Source organism: Streptomyces sp. HUAS MG91 (assembly GCF_040529335.1).
Lineage (GTDB): Bacteria > Actinomycetota > Actinomycetes > Streptomycetales > Streptomycetaceae > Streptomyces > Streptomyces tabacisoli.
In genome coordinates this window covers 7,147,865-7,164,442 of record NZ_CP159534.1, presented here as the reverse complement: position 1 = coordinate 7,164,442, position 16,578 = coordinate 7,147,865, and the positions used below count along the sequence as shown (strand labels likewise).

The window sequence follows — 16,578 nt, the reverse complement described above, 5'->3', positions numbered from 1 at the left end:
CTACTGGCTCTTGGCGACCTGGGTGATGGAACGGGTCACCTGTTCCGGGGACTTGGAGCCCGCGATGAGGGCGGCCACCGAGTCGTTGACCTCCTGGCCGACGGCCGGCGGGTAGGCCTGGTCGAGGTAGAGCTGGAAGCCGGTCGACTTGTTGAGCAGGTCGAGTACGGCCTTGAGGTTGGGGTCGTCGAGCGCGTCCTGGGCGGCCTTGTTCACGGGGAGCACCCCGCCCTCGACCTCCTTGCGGTTGGCCTCGGCGCCGACGAAGAACTTGAGGAACTCGACGGCCTCCTTGGGCCCGCCCTTGCGCACCGCGTAGCCGCCGCCTCCGCCGAACACGTCGGTGGACTTGCCCGGGCCGCCGTCGACGGCGGGGAACGGGAAGAAGCCGAGGTCGTCGCCGAGGCCCTTGCCCTGGGCTGCCTCCTCGCGGGGCGCCCACTGGCCCATCAGCTCCATCGCCGCCTTGGCGTTGCCCATGGTGGCGGCCTGTCCGGTGGGCCCGGAGTACGCGGCGCCGAGGAAGCCCTTCTGGAACGGGCCGAGGTCGACGAGCTCCTTGAGGTGCTCGCCCGCCTTGACGAACGCGGCGCCGGTGAAGTCCTTGGCGTCGGCGGCCTTCTGCATGCCGTCGATGCCCGCGAGCCGGATCGCCAGATACGCCCAGTAGTACATCCCGGGCCACTTCTCCTTGCCGCCGAGGGCGATCGGCGTGATCCCGGCGGCCTTGAGCTTCTCGACCGCGTCGAGAAGCTCGGACCAAGTGGCGGGCGGAGCCTGGATCTTCACTCTCTTGAAGAGCGCCTTGTTGTACCAGAAGCCGACGGCGCCGATGTCGTTCGGAACGGCGTAGGTCCGGCCGTCGAACTCGTAGGCCTTGCGGGACGCGGGGACCAGCTCGTCGATCCAGCCCTTGACCTGCTCTGTTATGTCCTCGACAAGGCCGGCGTCCACCTGCTGCTTCAGCACGCCGCCGCCCCAGGTGTTGTACAGATCGGGCAGTTTGCCCGACCCCGTCAGCGCGGTCACCTTCGACTTGAACGCGTCGTTCTCCAGCGCCACGATCTTGACCCGGATGTCCGGGTGCGCCTTCTCGAACGCCTTGGCCTGCTCGGCCCACAGGCTCTTGCCGGGTTCGCTCGTCTGGATGTGCCACCACTCGAAGACGGTCCTGCCCTTGCTGTCCGTGCTCCCGGAGTCGGATCCGCCGCAGGCCGTGAGCACGGCGGTGCCGAGTCCGGCGACGGAGACCGCGCCGAGGAAGCGGCGGCGGGAGAAACGGGAAACATCCGAGGCTGACATGGCACACCTTCCGGAAGTGATCCGAAAATTATCGGGACATGGCCACGGAAGTTACGGGCATGCGTCGGGGGTGTCAACGCCCTTAACAAAACGGGTTGTTGACACCCCCGGTGGTGGAAACCGCGACTCAGACCGTGCGCGGCGCCGCCGTACTGGCCCTGACCACGAGTTCCGTCGCCAGCTCCACGCGCGGCGAGGCGGGTTCGACGGAGCGCGCCAGGTCGAGGACGGCGCGGGCCGCCAACTTGCCCATGTCGGACAGGGGTTGGCGGACGGTGGTGAGCGGCGGTGACGACCAGCGGACCTCCGGCAGGTCGTCGAAGCCGACGACGCTCATGTCCTCCGGCACGCGCAGACCGCGCCGGCGCAGCGCCTCGATCGCGCCGAGCGCCATCTGGTCGCTGGACGCGAAGACCGCGGTGGGCGGTTCGGCCAGATCGAGCAGGTGGTCGGCGCCGGTGAACCCGGACTCGTGGTAGAAGTCGCCGGGCACGATCAGCCCGTCGTCCACCGGGACGCCGGCCGCGTCGAGCGCGGCGCGGTAGCCGTCGAGCCGGGCCCGTGAGCACAGCAGCCGCGGCGGGCCCGCGATGAACCCGATCCGGCGGTGTCCGAGCGCCAGCAGATGCTCGGTCGCGGCCATGCCGCCCGCCCAGTTGGTCGCGCCGATCGTCGGCATCTCCGAGGTGGGCGACCCGGCCGGATCGATCACCACCAACGGCACGCCCAGGCGCCGCAGTTCGTCGTGCAGCCCCGGCGCGAGCACGGACGTCACGAGGATCACGCCGTCCGAGGCGCGGGCCCGCAGATTGGTCATCCATTGACGCGCGTCGCCCGCCCGGTCGTGGATCGCGGAGACGACCGTGCCCACGCCCTGCTCGTGCGCGACCTCCTCGACGCCCCGGATGATCTCGACCGCCCACGGGCTGTCCAGGTCGTTGAAGACCAGGTCGAGCAGGGCGGCGCGGTCGCCGGGAGCGGGCGGGCGGCGCCGGTAGCCGTGCCGGTGCAGCAGGTCCTCGACGCGGGCCCGGGTGGCGGGCGAGACGTCGGAGCGTCCGTTCACGACACGGGAGACGGTGGGCACCGACACCCCGGCCTCCCGTGCGATATCGGTGATCGTCACCTTGGCCGGCCCGTCCGGGCGCTGCGTGGCTGTCCTGCGCTGGGCGCCTTCCCCGGCCACGTTCCCCACCTCCGTCGACAACTCCGCCCGGAAGATCTCCGGGCCCCTTGCGGAAACCGTAGGACACGCCACCGGCGAGCGGTTCGGGTCGCGGCGACGCTACCGGAAGAATTCCGAAACTTCTCGGCTGCGACGACGCGCCACCGTGCGGTGCTCACGGGGGCACCGGAACGCACCGGCCCGCCCTCCGGCGCCGGAATGTCCGGCTTCCGGATAGCGTTGCCCGATATCAGAGAATCCCGCGGTGGAAGGCGGCCCACAGTGCACGGCGAGTACAAGATCCCCGGCGGCAAGCTGGTCGTGGTCGATGTGGAGGTGGCCGACGGCGTCCTGAGCGACGTGCGGGTCGCCGGTGACTTCTTCCTGGAGCCCGACGAGGCGCTGCCCGCGATCGACGCCGCGCTGGAGGGCGCCCCGGCCGACGCGGACACGGCGGCGCTGGCCGCCCGGATCGACGCGGCGCTGCCCGCGGGGACGGTCATGCTCGGCCTGACCACGGAGGGCGTCGCCACCGCCGTGCGCCGCGCGCTCGCCCGCGCCACGGACTGGCGGGACTTCGACTGGCAGCTGATCCACGACGCCCCGCAGTCCCCAGTGCTGCACATGGCCCTGGACGAGGTGATGGTCGAGCAGGTCGCGCTCGGGCACCGCCCGCCGACGCTGCGGGTGTGGGAGTGGGACCGCCCGGCGGTGATCATCGGCAGCTTCCAGTCGCTGCGCAACGAGGTGGACCAGGAGGGCGTGGCACGGCACGGGGTCGAGGTCGTGCGCCGGATCTCGGGCGGCGGCGCGATGTTCGCCGAGCCGAAGTCCACGATCACGTACTCGCTGGCCGTGCCCGAGTCGCTGGTCTCCGGGCTGTCCTTCCAGGACAGTTACGCCTATCTCGACGACTGGGTGCTCGGCGCGCTCGCGGACATGGGCATCAAGGCCTGGTACCAGCCGCTGAACGACATCGCGACGGACGTCGGCAAGGTCGCGGGCGCCGCCCAGAAGCGCGTCGCCGCCGGCCGGGGCGCGGTGCTGCACCACGTGACCATGTCCTACGACATCGACGCGGACAAGATGGTCGAGGTGCTGCGCATCGGCCGCGAGAAGCTCTCCGACAAGGGCACGAAGAGCGCGAAGAAGCGGGTCGACCCCCTGCGCCGGCAGACGGGACTGCCGCGCGAGGAGGTCATCGCCCGCATGATCGACTCCTTCCGGGGCCGGTACGGGCTGACCGACGGCGAGGTCACCGGGGCCGAGCTGGCGCGGGCCGAGGAACTGGTCCGCACCAAGTTCGGCACCCCGGAGTGGACGGCGCGGGTGCCCTAGGGCGTGTGTCGAAAGTCCTCACACGCCCCAGGACCGCGCCGGGGCTACGTCGAGGCCTGGTCGCTGTCGCGGAACGTCCCCCACCCGTGCCACCGCTCGATCTCCATGACCGCGGTGACCCGGCTGCGCACCCGGTCCGGGTAGGGGCCGCCCGTGTAGTGCCGGGCGATCCGGTCGATGTCCGCCAGGCCCTCGTCGGGGCGCAGCTCCACCGCCCGCCCGATGAGGCTGACGTGCGTGTACCAGTCGTCCTTGTCGAGGACGGTGAGGGTGAGCCGCGGGTCCCGGCGCAGATGGTTCAGCCGCACCCGGCCCTCGTCCATGTTGAGCAGGACCCTGCCGTCCTCCCACAGGTACCAGGTCGCGGTGGAGACGGGCGCGCCGTCGGAGCGCAACGTGGTGACGGTGCAGGGGTTGGGCCGGGTCAGCATGGTGACGGCGTCGGCGGGCAGCGGGGGCTTGGACACGGTCTCTCCTGTCCTGCGAGTTGATCGACGTGCACCTCGACCGTAAACCTCCGACCCACTACTTGCAGCCCACCGGCTCCTTCCTCCCCGGCCAGCGCTCCACGGCACCGTCGGCGTCGCGCACGTAGGCGTGCGACCTGTCCCGCGCCAGCCACAGTTCCCGGCCGGCCCGGCGGTAGCCGGTGTCGACGGCGTCGGCGGGCAGCGGCACGTCCTTCGCGTACGTCGACGAGAGCCCGTCGAGGTCGGCCAGCACGCCCTCGGGGTCGCGCAGGTACTGCCGCCCGCGCCACTGTCCGTCGTCGCCGCGGTCGAGGGTCACGAACTCCACCGACTGCCAGTCGCAGTGCTCGGCGCCCATCCAGCCGACGGCCTTCGCGGTGGACACGGCCCTCCCCCGCGTGTCCTGCCACATCAGGATCGACAGCCGGTCCCGCTCACGGGCCCGGAACTCCGACGGGTCGCACCCCGCGTACGTCTCCGCGAACCAGCCGCGCCGGTCCTCGGCCACGATCACGGCCGCCCGGGTGCGGCCAGCGACGTCGTACGAGTACAGGACACGGTGCCCGGTACGGGCCTCCACGCGGTAGCCGCGGTCGGGCATCTCCTCGGATCCGTCCGCCGCCTGCCGGGCCAGCGCCTCGGCCGCCGACCCCGCTCCCTCGTCCCCCGGCCCCTCGTCGGCGACCGATCCCGCGTCGTGCGGCCGGCCCGCGCACTCCAGCGTCAGCAGGGCCGCGCCGCCGCCCTCCAACGGGCCGTCCCCGGCGAACCGTTCGGGTGTTCTCGCCTTCAGCGGCCCGCTGTACGCGGTCGCGGGCGCCGCCGACGGCTTCGTCACGATCAGCCCGTCGGGCACCTCGGTGCCGCACGCCGTGAGCGCCAGCAGCCCGACGGCGGCCGGGACCGCCCGGCGCAGAGTGTTGCGCATCCTCGTACCACCCTCCCGCACGGCGCCCGGTGCGCCGTCCCGCCCTGGGACGCGGGAGCGAGCGGGAACGTTCGGCCCGTCACGGGCGGACCTGGATCACGGCGTGCGTCCCGGCCGTGCGCCAGGCGCAGTCCGGGGCCGACGCGTCGAGCGCATGTTCCGTACGTGCGTCGAGGCCGACGATCACCTGCGACTTCAGGGTGCGCAGCGCGGCCACCGGGCCGGGGAAGTACGCGGTGCGCGCGGCGAACGGCGTGGTCGCGGGCCAGAGCCGGTCGCCCACCAGACGGCGGTAGTTCAGGTCGCCCTTGAGGAGGGTGACCGTGGCGCGGGAGAAGTCCGCGCGCAGGTCGTCGGGCATGTCCGCGTAGGGCAGCGGCGCGCAGGAGAACGGGTGGGCGCGCACCTCCAGGACTCCGTCGCCCAGCGCCGTCCACAGCCGGGTGCCCGCCGCGTGCGCGGCACGGTGCGCGGTGGACGCGGTCAGATGGCGCAGCGCGTCGAGCACGTCGGCGGTCGTGGCGTCGGATACGTAGTACGGGTGCGGCTTGACGTGCAGGACGACGCGGGCGGCGCGGCCGTGGCGCAGCAGGTGGTCGGCGAGCAGCAGATCGGGGACGAGTTCGCGGCCGGCGTTGTCGGCGACCAGGTACACCGTGCTGGGCGCCCCTGCGGGCAGCAGCCGCCACAGGGCGTCGGAGTCGTCCACGATCACGGGCGAGCCGGTCCTGCCGTCCGCGGGCTGCCCGGCTCCCATGCGGAAGCCGAGGTCGGCGCGGTTGCCCCACAGGGAGCCGTGCAGCAGCGCCGCCGCCTGTTCGTCGACGGGACGCGTGGCGAGCCGGTCCAGGGCGGCGCGCTCCTCGTCGGCCTCGGTGGTGTCCAGGTCGGCCAGTTTGAAGGGGCGGAACGGGTCGACGCCCTGCCACGGTCCCGGGCCGAACCAGCCGACGGCGTCGAGGAGTCTGCGGTAGAAGAAGCTCTCGGCCCACAGGAACGGCGCCTGGAGCCAGGACCGGCCGACGTGCTCCGGCAGGCCCCAGGCGTCCCACCGCTCCCGTCCGGGCGCGTCGGCGGCGAGGGGCGCGATCACTCCCCCGGTGCTCTCGCGCAGCAGCGCGGCCAGGGCGTCCCGTTGCTCGGGCGGGTACGGGAAGGCGTCGAGCATCCGGCGGATCAGCGCCGGGTGCCGGTCGAGAAACACGCCGCGCGGAAACGAGCCGGGCTCGTCGCTCACGATGACGGGGGCGTCGGGGGCAGGGTCGGACAGCATGCGGCCTCGTCGTACGTCGTCCTGCTGGGCGGTGGAACGCCGATGCTACGTGCGGTGCCCCGCGCGGGCCCGGAGCGGGCCCGCGACGGACGTCCCGGGTCGCGTCGAGTACCGTCCTGGGAGAGAACGCGCAGGTGAGTGAGTTGCGCTGGACAGCCCGGGGGGGCCATGAACAGGGAAAGTGCCCGTGACACGCAGGCGGCCGTGCCGTCGGCCGCGCACGGAGTGGAGGGGCAGCCGGACTGCTGGACGCGCGCCGCGGAACTGGCCGAGAGGCACCGGGCGGTGCTGCCCCGGCGCGGCGAGCGGGTCGCGGTCGTCGGATCCGGGGCGTCGTACGCGATGGCGCAGGCGTACGCGGCGCTGCGCGAGGCGGAGGGGCACGGCGAGACGGACGCGTTCAGCGCGTCGGCGTTCCTGTACGGCCGCGAGTACGACCGGATCGTGGCGCTCACCCGCACCGGCACGGCGCCGGTGATGCAGCGGCTGCTCGGCAAGGTGCACGACAGCGTGCCCAGCGTCGCCATCACCGCGTCGGCGGACGCGCCCGGCATCGCCGATCACACGCTGCGCCTGGACTTCGCGGACGAGCCGCGGGAGGCGGTCGCCACCCTCTTCCCCACGACGGTGCTCGCGCTGCTGCGCGCGCATCTGGGCGAGAACCTGGACGACGCCACCGACGACGCCTACGAGGCGATCGAGGAGTCGCTGCCCCAAGTGCTGCTCGGGGCGCAGCAGTTCACGTTCCTCGGCTCCGGCTGGACCTACGGCATAGCGGAGGCGGCGGCCCAGCTGATGCGGGACAACGCGGGCACCTGGGCGCAGGCCTACCAGGAGCCGGAGTACCGTCCGCGGCCCGCCGAGCCGGGACAGCGGCAGGCGGAGGTGACCTGGGTGTTCGGCGACGTGCCCGAGCGGCTCGCCCAGGCGGTGCGCGAGGCGGGCGGCACGCTGGTGTCGTCCGCCCGCGACCCGCTGGCCGAACTGGTACGGGTGCAGCGGCTCGCGGTCGCCGGGGTGGCGCGGCCCGCGACATGAGCCGGCGGCGTCAGCTCATCGGGTAGCCCACGATGCTGTGGGTGACGGCCGGGACGTCCTGCGTCGAGTAGAAGTGGGCGACGCGCGCGTCGAAGCGGGCGCTGTCCCCGGCCACCAGTTGATAACGCACGTCGTCGACCACCAGGTCCACCCGGCCGGACACCACCATCACGTACTCCACGGAACCGGCGCCGTGCGTGCTGAGCTGGCTCTGCGAGTGCGGGTGGAGGCGGGAGCGGTAGATCTCGGTGCGGCCGTGGCCGGGGGTGGCGAACAGGAGGTTCACGCTCGTCTCGCCGTCCGGCTCGTCGAGTTCGTCCGCCCGCACGATGTGCGGGGGCAGCAGGGAGCGGCGCAGCAGTTCCGCCGGATCGGTGCCCAGCGCGGAGGCGACGCGGTGCAGCACGTCCAGGGTCGGATTGGCCTCGGCGCGCTCGATCTGGGAGAGCAGGCCCTTGCTGACGCCGGTCGCGGCCGACAGCTCGCGCAGGCTCCAACCTCCGGCGAGGCGGCGCCTGTTGAGGTTCACCGACAGGGCGTCCCGCGCTCCGTCGGGCGCGGCGGCCGACGGGGTGCCCGCCGCCTGGGCGGGGACGGCGGGCGTCGTGGGAACCGTGGGCACCGTTTCTCCTCGGCAACTGGCCTGCACGCCGGGGCTGTACAGGGGACATGCGCTGGTCAGCGCAAGTCTAGGGGGTCGGCAGGGCGCCGGTCCCGGCGGCGGCGAGCATCCTGCGGGTCCAGTCGTGGCGGGGCCGGTCGAGGACCTCGGCGGCCGGTCCCTGCTCGACGAGCTCCCCGCGGTACATCACGGCGACGTCGTCGGCGATCTGCCGGACCACGCCGAGGTCGTGGGTGATGAACAGCACCGCGAACCCTTCCGTGCGGCGCAGGTCGGCCAGCAGGTTGAGGAGTTGGGCCTGCACCGACACATCCAGCGCGGCGACCGCCTCGTCGCAGATCAGCAGCTCCGGCCGGACGGCCAACGCCCGTGCGACGGCGACGCGTTGGCGTTCGCCGCCGGAGAGCACGCCCGGTCTGCGGTCGGCGTAGTGGGCGGGCAGGCCGACCTGGGTGAGGAGTTCGGCGACCAGGGCGGCGGCCTGCTCGGCGCGGGCGCGGCGGCCGGGCGCGTCGAGGCGGCCCGCGGCGGACAGTGCCTCGCGCAGGGTGGCGCCGACGGTGCGCAGCGGGTTGAGGGAGGAGTACGGGTCCTGGAAGACGATCTGCGTCCGGGCGGCGAGCGCGGCCCGTTCCGCGCCCGCCGGGCGGCGGCCGGGGGTGAGCGGGACGCCCGCGACCTCGACGCCGCCCTCGGAGAAGGTCTCCAGGCCGACGGCGATCCTGGCCAGGGTGGTCTTGCCCGATCCGGACTCGCCGACCAGGGCGGTGACCCGGCCGCGCGGCACGCTCAGCGACACGTCGCGTACGGCGGTGTGCCGTTGTGCTCCGGAGCCGAAGACGCGGTGCACGCCCTGGAGCCGCAGGGCCGGGGTGGCGTCGTCGGGTGTGCCGGCGCTCTCCTGCGGGCGGGCCGCGGCGGGCGGGCGGGGTGCGCCGAGCCGGTCGCCGAGTTCGGCGGCGCGGACACAGGCGGTCTGCCGGCTGCCCGGCTCCTCGGGCCGCAGCCGCGCCGGGGTGGTCCGGCAGACGTCGGCCGCGTGGGCGCAGCGGTCGGCGAAGGGGCAGCCGGGGCCGCGGCCGCCGGGGGCGGGCACGGAGCCCGGGATGACGGGCAGCCGGTCGTGGCGCTCCCGCACGGACGGCTCGGCGAGCAGCAGGCCCTGGGTGTACGGGTGCCGGGGGTTCGCGCCGAGTTCGGCGGAGCGGCCCTGCTCCAGGACGGCGCCCGCGTACAGGACGTAGACCCGGTCGCAGGAGGAGAAGGCGACCCGCAGGTCGTGGGTGATGAGGACCAGGCCCATGCCCCGGTCGCGCTGGAGGCCGCGCAGCAGGTCGAGGACGGCCTGCTGGTTGGCGGCGTCGAGGGCGGTGGTGGGTTCGTCGGCGATGAGCAGTTCGGGGTCGCCGGCCAGGGCGGCCGCGGCGGCGACGCGCTGGCGCATGCCGCCGGACAGTTCGTGCGGGTAGCGGTCGGCGGTCTCGGGGCCGAGGCCCACCTCGGCCAGGCGCGCGGCGACCTCGGCGCGCCGGGCCGCGCGCCGGGCCCGGCGGCCGCCGGCTCCGGCGAGGGCGGGCAGGTCGGGGCGGAGCCCGTCGGTGATCTGCCGGCCGCAGGTCAGCTGCGGGTGCAGCATCGTGAACGGGTCCTGCATGAGGAGGGTGACGCGGCGGCCGCGCAGCGCGTGCCGGGCCCGCTCGGGAAGGTGCAGGACCTCCTCGCCGCCCAGCCGTACGCCGCCGCCCGCGACGGTGGTGCCCTCGGGGAGCAGGCCGACCACGGCGCGGGTGGTGAGGGACTTGCCGCTGCCGGACTCGCCGACGACGGCGACGCTCTCGCCGGGCCCGACGCGCAGGTCGATCCCGTCGAGGAGGGTGACGGGGTCGCCGGATCCGGCGGTGGCGACCACGCGCAGGCCGGTGACGTCGAGCAACGCGCCGTCGGCGGTCGCGGGCCGGTCGAGGCCCGTCGCCTCGGACAGCTGAGACATCAGGACCTCCGGTCGGAGAAGATTTCGAAGAGCCGGTCGCCGAGCAGGTTGAGCACGACGGCGGAGACGACGATCGCGAGCGCGGGGGCGAGCGCGGCGGACGGGTTGTCGTAGAGCAGCGTGCGGTTCTCGGCGAGCATCCGGCCCCAGTCGGGGGCGCCGGGCGGCACGCCGAGGCCGAGGAAGGACAGGGACGACAGGGCGACGATGGCGCCGGCGAAGTTCAGCATGGTGTTGGCGACGACCACCGGCAGCACGTTGGGCCAGATGTGCCGGACCATCACGGTGACGCGGGACAGTCCGAGCGTCTCGGCGGCCTCCACGTACGCGCGGTGGCGCTGTTCGAGGACCGCCGACCGTACGAGGCGGACGTCGCCCGGCGAGGTGAGCACGACCAGGACGCCGACGGCCAGCCCGTAGCCTCCGCCGCCGATGCCCGCCACGACCAGGGTGACCAGCAGGGCGGGCAGGGCGAGGAGCAGGTCGGCCCAGCGGCGTACGAGGACGTCGGTGAGGCCGCCGAGATATCCGGCGGTCAGGCCGAGGACATTGCCGATGAGCATGGATCCGAGGGCGACGAGGGCGGCCCCGGCGAGCGTGGAGCGGGCGCCCGCGACGACCATCTGGGCGATGTCGCGGCCGAGTTCGTCGGTGCCGAGCAGGTGCCCGCCGCCCGGCATGGCGGCACCGGTCAGCAGGTCCTGCGCCGCGTAGTTGGGGAAGATCCACTGGCCGGCGATCGCGGCGACGGCGAGCAGCAGGGCGACGGCCGTGCACACGAGGGTGAGCGGCGCGAACCGGCGGCGGCCGGGGGTGCGGGGGGCTTCGGTGAGCGTGTCGGTGGTCATGCCTGCCTCTTCGCGCGGCGGGGCGCCGTCTGTGCGGGGCGCAGCCGCGGGTCGGCCAACGGGTGGAGGAGATCGGTCGCGAGGTTGGCCAGACAGATCAGCGCGGCGATCAGCAGCGCCTCGGCCTGGACGACCGGCACGTCCCGGAACGTCACCGAGGACACGAGCAGTTGTCCGAGGCCCGGCAGGGCGTAGACCTGCTCGACCATGACGGTGCCCGCCAGCAGATAGGCGAGGACCAGGCCGATGCCGGTGGTGACGGGCACGACGGTGCCGCGCAGGACGTAGCGGGTGAGCACGGTGCGGGTGGGGACGCCGCGGGCGCGCGCGAAGGTCACGTGTTCCCGGGCGAGTTCGCGGATCACCGCGGCGCGGGTCAGTTTGAGCAGCACGCCGGTCACGGCGAGGCCCAGGGTGACGGCGGGCAGGACGAGGTGGAGCAGCCGGTCGCCCGCGCCGCCGTCGCCGGTGCCGTAGGCGGGGAACCAGCCAAGCAGCAGCGAGAACACGTAGATGAGGACCAGTCCCCCGGCGAACGCGGGGGTGGACAGCGCCACCACCCCGAGGCTCTGCGCCACCCGGTCGCTCGTGCGGCGGGCGCGCAGACCGGCGAGCACCCCGAGGGGAAGTCCGACCAGGAGCGCCACCGCGAAGCCCAGCAGGACGAGTTCGACGGTGAGCGCGAGCCGGTCGCCGAGCACCGCGGTGACGTCCGCGCCGGTGCGGATGGAGACCCCGAGGTCACCGCGGACGGCGTCGAGCAGCCAGTGTCCGTACTGCGCGGCCAGCGGTTCGTCGAGGCGGTACCTGGCGCGTACGGCGGCCAGCGCGTCCGGGGTGGCGCCGCGGGCGCCGAGCAGGGTGCGGGCCGGGTCGCCGGGCGCGAGCCGCACCAGGGCGAAGACGGCCACGGACAGCACGGCGAGCAGCGCCGCGGTCCCGGCGAGCCGCCGTGTCACGTAGCGCCAGGGCAGCGCCGTGCCGAGCCGGTCGCGCAGCCGGGGCGCGGGCACGGGCGTGCCGTCGAACGGCGCGCCGGTGGCGGGGAGTTCTGCGGTCACGGGGTCCGGTCCTTCGGGGGGTGTGCGGCGTCCTCGCCGACGACGTGGCGGGCGAGCCAGGCCTCGGCGCGGGCCGCCGCGTCGAGGAGGTGCGCGGGGTCGGTGAACTCGTGGCCCTCGCCGGGGTAGACGTGCAGTTCCACCGGGGCCGTGCCGTCCCGGCTCCAGGACCGGTACAGCTCGTGGGCCTGGGAGACGGGGGTGACCCGGTCGCGTTCGCCGTGCAGCACCAGGACGGGGATGTCGGGGGCCGGGCGGAAGACGGGTGAGTTCGCGACGAGCGCGGCGCGGCCCTCGGGCGTCCGGGCGTCGCCGACGCCGTAGGTGTGCTCGTAGCCGCCGCCGATGTTCGAGGTGTGGGCGAAGCTGAGCCAGTCGGTCGGGGCGGAGACCACGACGGCGGCGCGGAAGACGTCGCTGTGGGCGGCCGCCACGGCGGTGAGGAAACCGCCGTAGCTGTGGCCGAGCACGGCGGCCCGGCCGGGTGCGGCCTCACCCCGCCCGACGACGGCGGCGACGCCGGTGAGCAGGTCGTCGAGGTCACCGCGGCCGAAGTCGCCGAAGACGCCGAGGGCGTGGTCGAGTCCGTAGCCGCTGCTGCCGCGCACGTTGGGCAGCAGCACCAGCCAGCCCGCGGCGGCGAGCGCGGGGGCGAGGCCGAGGACGTCGCCGGGCGCGTGTCCGGCGGACCACTGCCAGGACGGGCCGCCGTGCACCAGGACGGCCAGGGGGCGAAGTCCGGACCGGTCGCCGCCGGGGGCCGGGGCGTCGGGCGCGTCGAGCAGCAGGCCGTGCACGGGGCGGCCGTCGGCCGAGGTCCAGAAGGTCTCGCGGGTGCGGACCGGGGCGAGTGCGGCGCGGGCGGCGGCGTCCGGGTTGAGCGCGGTGACGGGGCGCCAGGACCAGGCGTCGGGACCGGCGGTGGGCGCCACGACGGCCTGGGGCGGCCGGCCGGGGGCGTCGAGGACGGCCGCGGCGAGCGAGCCGTCGGCGCTGAGGGCCAGCGCGGGCTGGAAGGCGGGCCCGCCGAGCACCGCTTGGTCCTGCCACACGGTCGTGACCTCGGCGCCGCCGTCGGCGCCGGGATCGAGGCGGACGCGCGCGATCCGGCTGCCGGTGCCCGCCCAGCCCGCGAGCAGCAGCCGGTCCGGGGCGTCCGGGTCGGGCAACAGCCAGGTGGCATCCTCGGCGGCGGTGGCGCGGGTGACGGTGCCGTCGCCGATGTCCACGAGGACGGGCCGGCCGGCGACGATGGAGATGCCCTCGACGACGAGGGCGCGCCGGCCGTCCGGGGTCAGGGCGGGCGCGGCCAACTGTCCCTGGGGGGTGTAGAGGGTGCGGGCGCTGCCGTCGGTGAGGTCCAGGTGGACGAGCCGGGCCCGGTAGTAGCCGCTCGGCAGGTTCTCCCGGGAGGCGGTCGCGACCGCGTGGGTGCCGCCGCGCCAGGCGACGTTCCACACGGTGAGGCCGGTCGGGCCCGCTTCGCGGAGCACGACGGTCTCCGGGTGTGCGGGCAGCGTGCCGTGCAGCAGGCGGCGGCGCCCGGCGTCGGGCCGGAAGGACTCGGGGGCGGGGTCCGGGCCAAGCCGCACCGGCAGCCCGAGGTGCATGCCGTCGCGCTCGGCGCCGTCGTCGGCGACCAGCAGCAGCACCTCGCTACCGTCGTCGGCGACGAGCAGGTCCTCGGTCTCGCCGGGGATCGAAGTGAGCGTCTTCGTACGGCCGTCGACGGTGTCCCAGAGGATCAGCGCGGGCAGGGCGGCGGTGCCGGGCTCCGGTTCGGTGACGAGCAGCAGGGTGCGGGAGTCGGGCAGCCAGCGCGGCAGTTGTCCGGCGCGGCTGCCGCCCGCCGCGCGGCCGTCGGTGTCCACGAGGTGCACGTGCGTTCCCCCGGGTCCGCCGACGGTCACGGCCACCCGCCGCCCGTCGGGGCTCGGCCGCGCCTCCAGCGGATGGTCGAGGCCGAGCACCGCTTCCAGGACGCGCCGCACCGTGGCTGCCGCGGGCCGTTCGGGGGCGGGAGAGGGGGCGGGGCGGTGCATGCTCGTTCCGTTCGTGGTGCCGGGCGGGGCGCGTGTGCCGGGTGCCGGAGGGGTGAGGGGGTGCGGCACCCGGCACACGCAGTCGGGGGGACGGTCGACGGTCCCGTCGGTCAGGCGGTCTTCTTGACGCGGGCCGCCCAGGGGCCGACGAGGGCGAACGCCCCGGGCTCCTCCAGGACGTACTCCTTCGCGAGCGCCGTGGCGGTCTGCGCCCACCACAGCGGCAGGTACGGCAGGTCGGCCGCCGCGTCCTGGAGCGCGCCGAGCAGCAGGCGGCCGCGCTCGGCCTTGTCGGTCTCGGTCTTGGCGCGGGCCAGCGCGTCGTCGACGTCGGCGTTCTTGTAGTGCGGCAGGTTCGTGGCCGAGGCCGCGCTCGCGAGGTAGGAGTCCGTCAGCTCGGCCGGGTCGCCGGTCACCGGGAAGTACCACAGGAACTGGAGCGGCTTCTTGCCCGGCACGAGGTCGGCGATCCACTGCTCCAGGGTGACCTCCTTGACCTTGAGCGTGATGCCCAGTTCCCCCAGCGCGTCGGCGAGGGCGAGGGCCGCCTTGCCGAGCTGCGGGCCGCTGTTGGGGTACGAGAGGTCGAGACTGAAGCCGTCCTTGTGCCGGGACTTCGCCAGCTCCGCCTTGGCGGCCTTGATGCTGTGGTCGAAGGCGGGCAGTGCCGCGTAGCCGCGCTTGACCTTGCCCTCGTCGAGCAGGTCGCCCCACATCTGCGGGGACACGAGCGTCGAGGCGACCTCGGCCTTGCCGTGCAGGATGCCGCGGACCATGCCGGAGCGGTCGGCGGCGTACGCGAACGCGCGGCGCACGTGGACGTCGTCGAAGGGCGCCTTGGCCGTGTCGAAGGCCAGCGCGACGACGGAACGGTCACCGGTGTACGTGACCTCAGCCGTGGACTCCCAGCTGCGGGCCTCGTCGGAGGGCAGGTTCAGGGCGCCGTCGACGGAGCCGGACTTCATGGCCACGAGGCGGGTGCCCGCGTCGGGGACGAACGACAGTTTCAGCGACCGCGCCGACGGGGCGCTGCCCCACCAGGCGTCGTTGCGCTCCAGCTGTACGTGGTCGTCGGGCACGAACGACGTCACCTTGAAGGCGCCGGTGCCCAGGAGCAGGGTCTTGGCGGTGCCGACCTTGCCCTTGTTCTTCGCGAGGAACGCCTTGCTGCTGATGAGCAGGGTGCCGGGCGTCGGGGTCCAGGCGAACGCGGCGTCCGCGGACTTCAGCCCGATCGTGATCTCGCGGTCGCCGGTGGCCTTCACGGAGGCCACGTTCGCCCAGGCGTAGGCGAGGGCGCTGCCCTCGGCGCGGGCGGCCTCGATGGAGGCGATGACGTCGTCGGTGGTGACCTCGGCGCCGTCGGAGAACGTGGCGCCGGTCCGCAGCGTGTACACGTACGTCTTGGCATCGGGCTGCTTCCAGGACTCGGCGAGCGCAGGCTCCAGTTCGCCGGTGGGGCTCACCGCGAGCAGGGACTCCTGGACGAGCGCGGCCACCAGGTAGTTGAGGATGCCGGCCTCACGGCTGATGTCGAGGCTGGACAGCGACGAGGGCAGCGCCAGGGTGAGCGTCTCGATCGGCTTGTCGGTGCCCCGGGCGGCCGTCCCGCCGGCGCCACCGTCCTTGCGCTGCGGCGAACACGCGGAGATGACCATGGACGCGGCGAGCACACCGGCGCCCGCTCCCGTCATCCGCAGCACACCACGCCTGCTGAACCGCCCGCCAGCCTCGGAGTTCACCGTATCCACCTATCGCCACCGACCCGCGCGTCCACTGCGCAAGCCCATCTGGGCGTGGACGGTATACGCAGGGCTTGGAGGATGTCAAAGATCGGCTTATCGGCCCACAAGGGGCGAGCGGACAGCAAAAAGGCCCCGGCCGGGATCACTCCCGGCCGGGGCCTTTTTGAACTACTGAGTACTACTGATGCTGCTGCTGGTGTCCGAGGGGGGACTTGAACCCCCACGCCCGATAAAGGGCACTAGCACCTCAAGCTAGCGCGTCTGCCATTCCGCCACCCGGACAAGGTGTCTGCGCTCGCGGGGCCTTGCCCGCGGCGACATGGAGAACGATACCAAGACTTCGGAGCACCTCTCACCTGCGTAAACACCCTCCGGCGAGAGGCCGGCGCAAACGCCGAAGTGCCGACCGGAATCTCTTCCGATCGGCACTCCCGACCACTTCCGTGGTCCCTGTGTGTCCGAGGGGGGACTTGAACCCCCACGCCCGATAAAGGGCACTAGCACCTCAAGCTAGCGCGTCTGCCATTCCGCCACCCGGACAAGGTGTCGGCGCTCGCGAGGCGTTGCCCGCGGCGACATGGACAACAATACCAAGACTTCGGGGTGGCCTTCACCTGCGTATCCGCCCACCTGAACCCCACTCGCCGCCCCTTCACCGTGTGTGACGGCGCGGACGCGCCGACGTACGGAAAGGGGCTTCGACCTCGGGTTTCTTCGTCGGTGGGCGGATCTGCCGCTAGGCGCAGGCCCGAGTGG

13 protein-coding genes and 2 tRNA genes are annotated in these 16,578 nt (G+C 73.7%); 2 read left to right on the top strand and 13 right to left on the bottom strand.

Annotation, left to right across the window (positions count from 1 at the left end; translation table 11 throughout):
- Together ABII15_RS32415 and ABII15_RS32410 are read right to left on the bottom strand one after the other, a co-directional pair.
- Entirely contained in the window at positions 1-1,302 is a 1,302-nt protein-coding gene (locus ABII15_RS32415) for an extracellular solute-binding protein (RefSeq protein ID WP_353945833.1), read from the bottom strand.
- Between the two features lie 127 nt (positions 1,303-1,429).
- Entirely contained in the window at positions 1,430-2,488 is a 1,059-nt protein-coding gene (locus ABII15_RS32410) for a LacI family DNA-binding transcriptional regulator (protein WP_353945832.1), read from the bottom strand.
- 261 nt (positions 2,489-2,749) lie between these two features.
- On the opposite strand from ABII15_RS32410, the gene ABII15_RS32405 reads away from it, so the two are divergent.
- Positions 2,750-3,805, top strand: coding sequence for a biotin/lipoate A/B protein ligase family protein (locus tag ABII15_RS32405; protein WP_353945831.1), 1,056 nt, complete (start codon positions 2,750-2,752; stop codon positions 3,803-3,805).
- Between the two features lie 44 nt (positions 3,806-3,849).
- Here the strand turns inward: ABII15_RS32405 and ABII15_RS32400 are convergent, their stop codons facing one another.
- The 3 genes from ABII15_RS32400 to ABII15_RS32390 all read right to left on the bottom strand — a co-directional run bounded on the left by ABII15_RS32400 (position 3,850) and on the right by ABII15_RS32390 (position 6,476).
- Positions 3,850-4,272 (bottom strand): PPOX class F420-dependent oxidoreductase, encoded by a 423-nt coding sequence (locus tag ABII15_RS32400; RefSeq protein WP_353945830.1) that lies wholly within the window; start codon positions 4,270-4,272, stop codon positions 3,850-3,852.
- A gap of 58 nt (positions 4,273-4,330) precedes the next feature.
- The gene (locus ABII15_RS32395; protein ID WP_353945829.1) at positions 4,331-5,203 is read right to left on the bottom strand and encodes a hypothetical protein; all 873 of its coding nucleotides are present in this window, start codon (positions 5,201-5,203) and stop codon (positions 4,331-4,333) included.
- Between the two features lie 79 nt (positions 5,204-5,282).
- Positions 5,283-6,476 (bottom strand): damage-control phosphatase ARMT1 family protein, encoded by a 1,194-nt coding sequence (locus tag ABII15_RS32390; protein ID WP_353945828.1) that lies wholly within the window; start codon positions 6,474-6,476, stop codon positions 5,283-5,285.
- Between the two features lie 168 nt (positions 6,477-6,644).
- On the opposite strand from ABII15_RS32390, the gene ABII15_RS32385 reads away from it, so the two are divergent.
- Entirely contained in the window at positions 6,645-7,514 is an 870-nt protein-coding gene (locus tag ABII15_RS32385) for a sugar isomerase (protein WP_353945827.1), read from the top strand.
- Positions 7,515-7,524: 10 nt separating this feature from the next.
- Here ABII15_RS32385 and ABII15_RS32380 read toward each other — a convergent pair whose 3' ends face one another.
- From ABII15_RS32380 to ABII15_RS32345, 8 genes are all read right to left on the bottom strand, one after another.
- On the bottom strand, positions 7,525-8,136 hold the full coding sequence (locus ABII15_RS32380) for an XRE family transcriptional regulator (protein ID WP_353945826.1): 612 nt from the start codon (positions 8,134-8,136) through the stop codon (positions 7,525-7,527).
- Positions 8,137-8,203: 67 nt separating this feature from the next.
- The gene (locus ABII15_RS32375) at positions 8,204-10,126 is read right to left on the bottom strand and encodes an ABC transporter ATP-binding protein (RefSeq protein ID WP_353945825.1); all 1,923 of its coding nucleotides are present in this window, start codon (positions 10,124-10,126) and stop codon (positions 8,204-8,206) included.
- Entirely contained in the window at positions 10,126-10,974 is an 849-nt protein-coding gene (locus ABII15_RS32370) for an ABC transporter permease (protein ID WP_353945824.1), read from the bottom strand. The genes ABII15_RS32375 and ABII15_RS32370 overlap by 1 nt, the downstream gene beginning before the upstream one ends.
- Entirely contained in the window at positions 10,971-12,035 is a 1,065-nt protein-coding gene (locus ABII15_RS32365; protein ID WP_353945823.1) for an ABC transporter permease, read from the bottom strand. Before ABII15_RS32365 ends, ABII15_RS32370 begins: the two co-directional genes overlap by 4 nt.
- Positions 12,032-14,077 carry an alpha/beta fold hydrolase gene (locus ABII15_RS32360; RefSeq protein WP_353945822.1) on the bottom strand — a complete coding sequence of 682 codons (2,046 nt, stop codon included), beginning with the start codon at positions 14,075-14,077 and terminating at the stop codon, positions 12,032-12,034. The genes ABII15_RS32365 and ABII15_RS32360 overlap by 4 nt, the downstream gene beginning before the upstream one ends.
- A gap of 110 nt (positions 14,078-14,187) precedes the next feature.
- Positions 14,188-15,819, bottom strand: a complete 1,632-nt coding sequence (locus ABII15_RS32355) for an ABC transporter substrate-binding protein (protein ID WP_353945821.1) — start codon at positions 15,817-15,819, stop codon at positions 14,188-14,190.
- Between the two features lie 197 nt (positions 15,820-16,016).
- Positions 16,017-16,104: transfer RNA gene (locus ABII15_RS32350), tRNA-Leu, on the bottom strand.
- Positions 16,105-16,277: 173 nt separating this feature from the next.
- A tRNA-Leu gene (locus ABII15_RS32345) sits at positions 16,278-16,362 on the bottom strand.
- Positions 16,363-16,578: the final 216 nt, after the last annotated feature.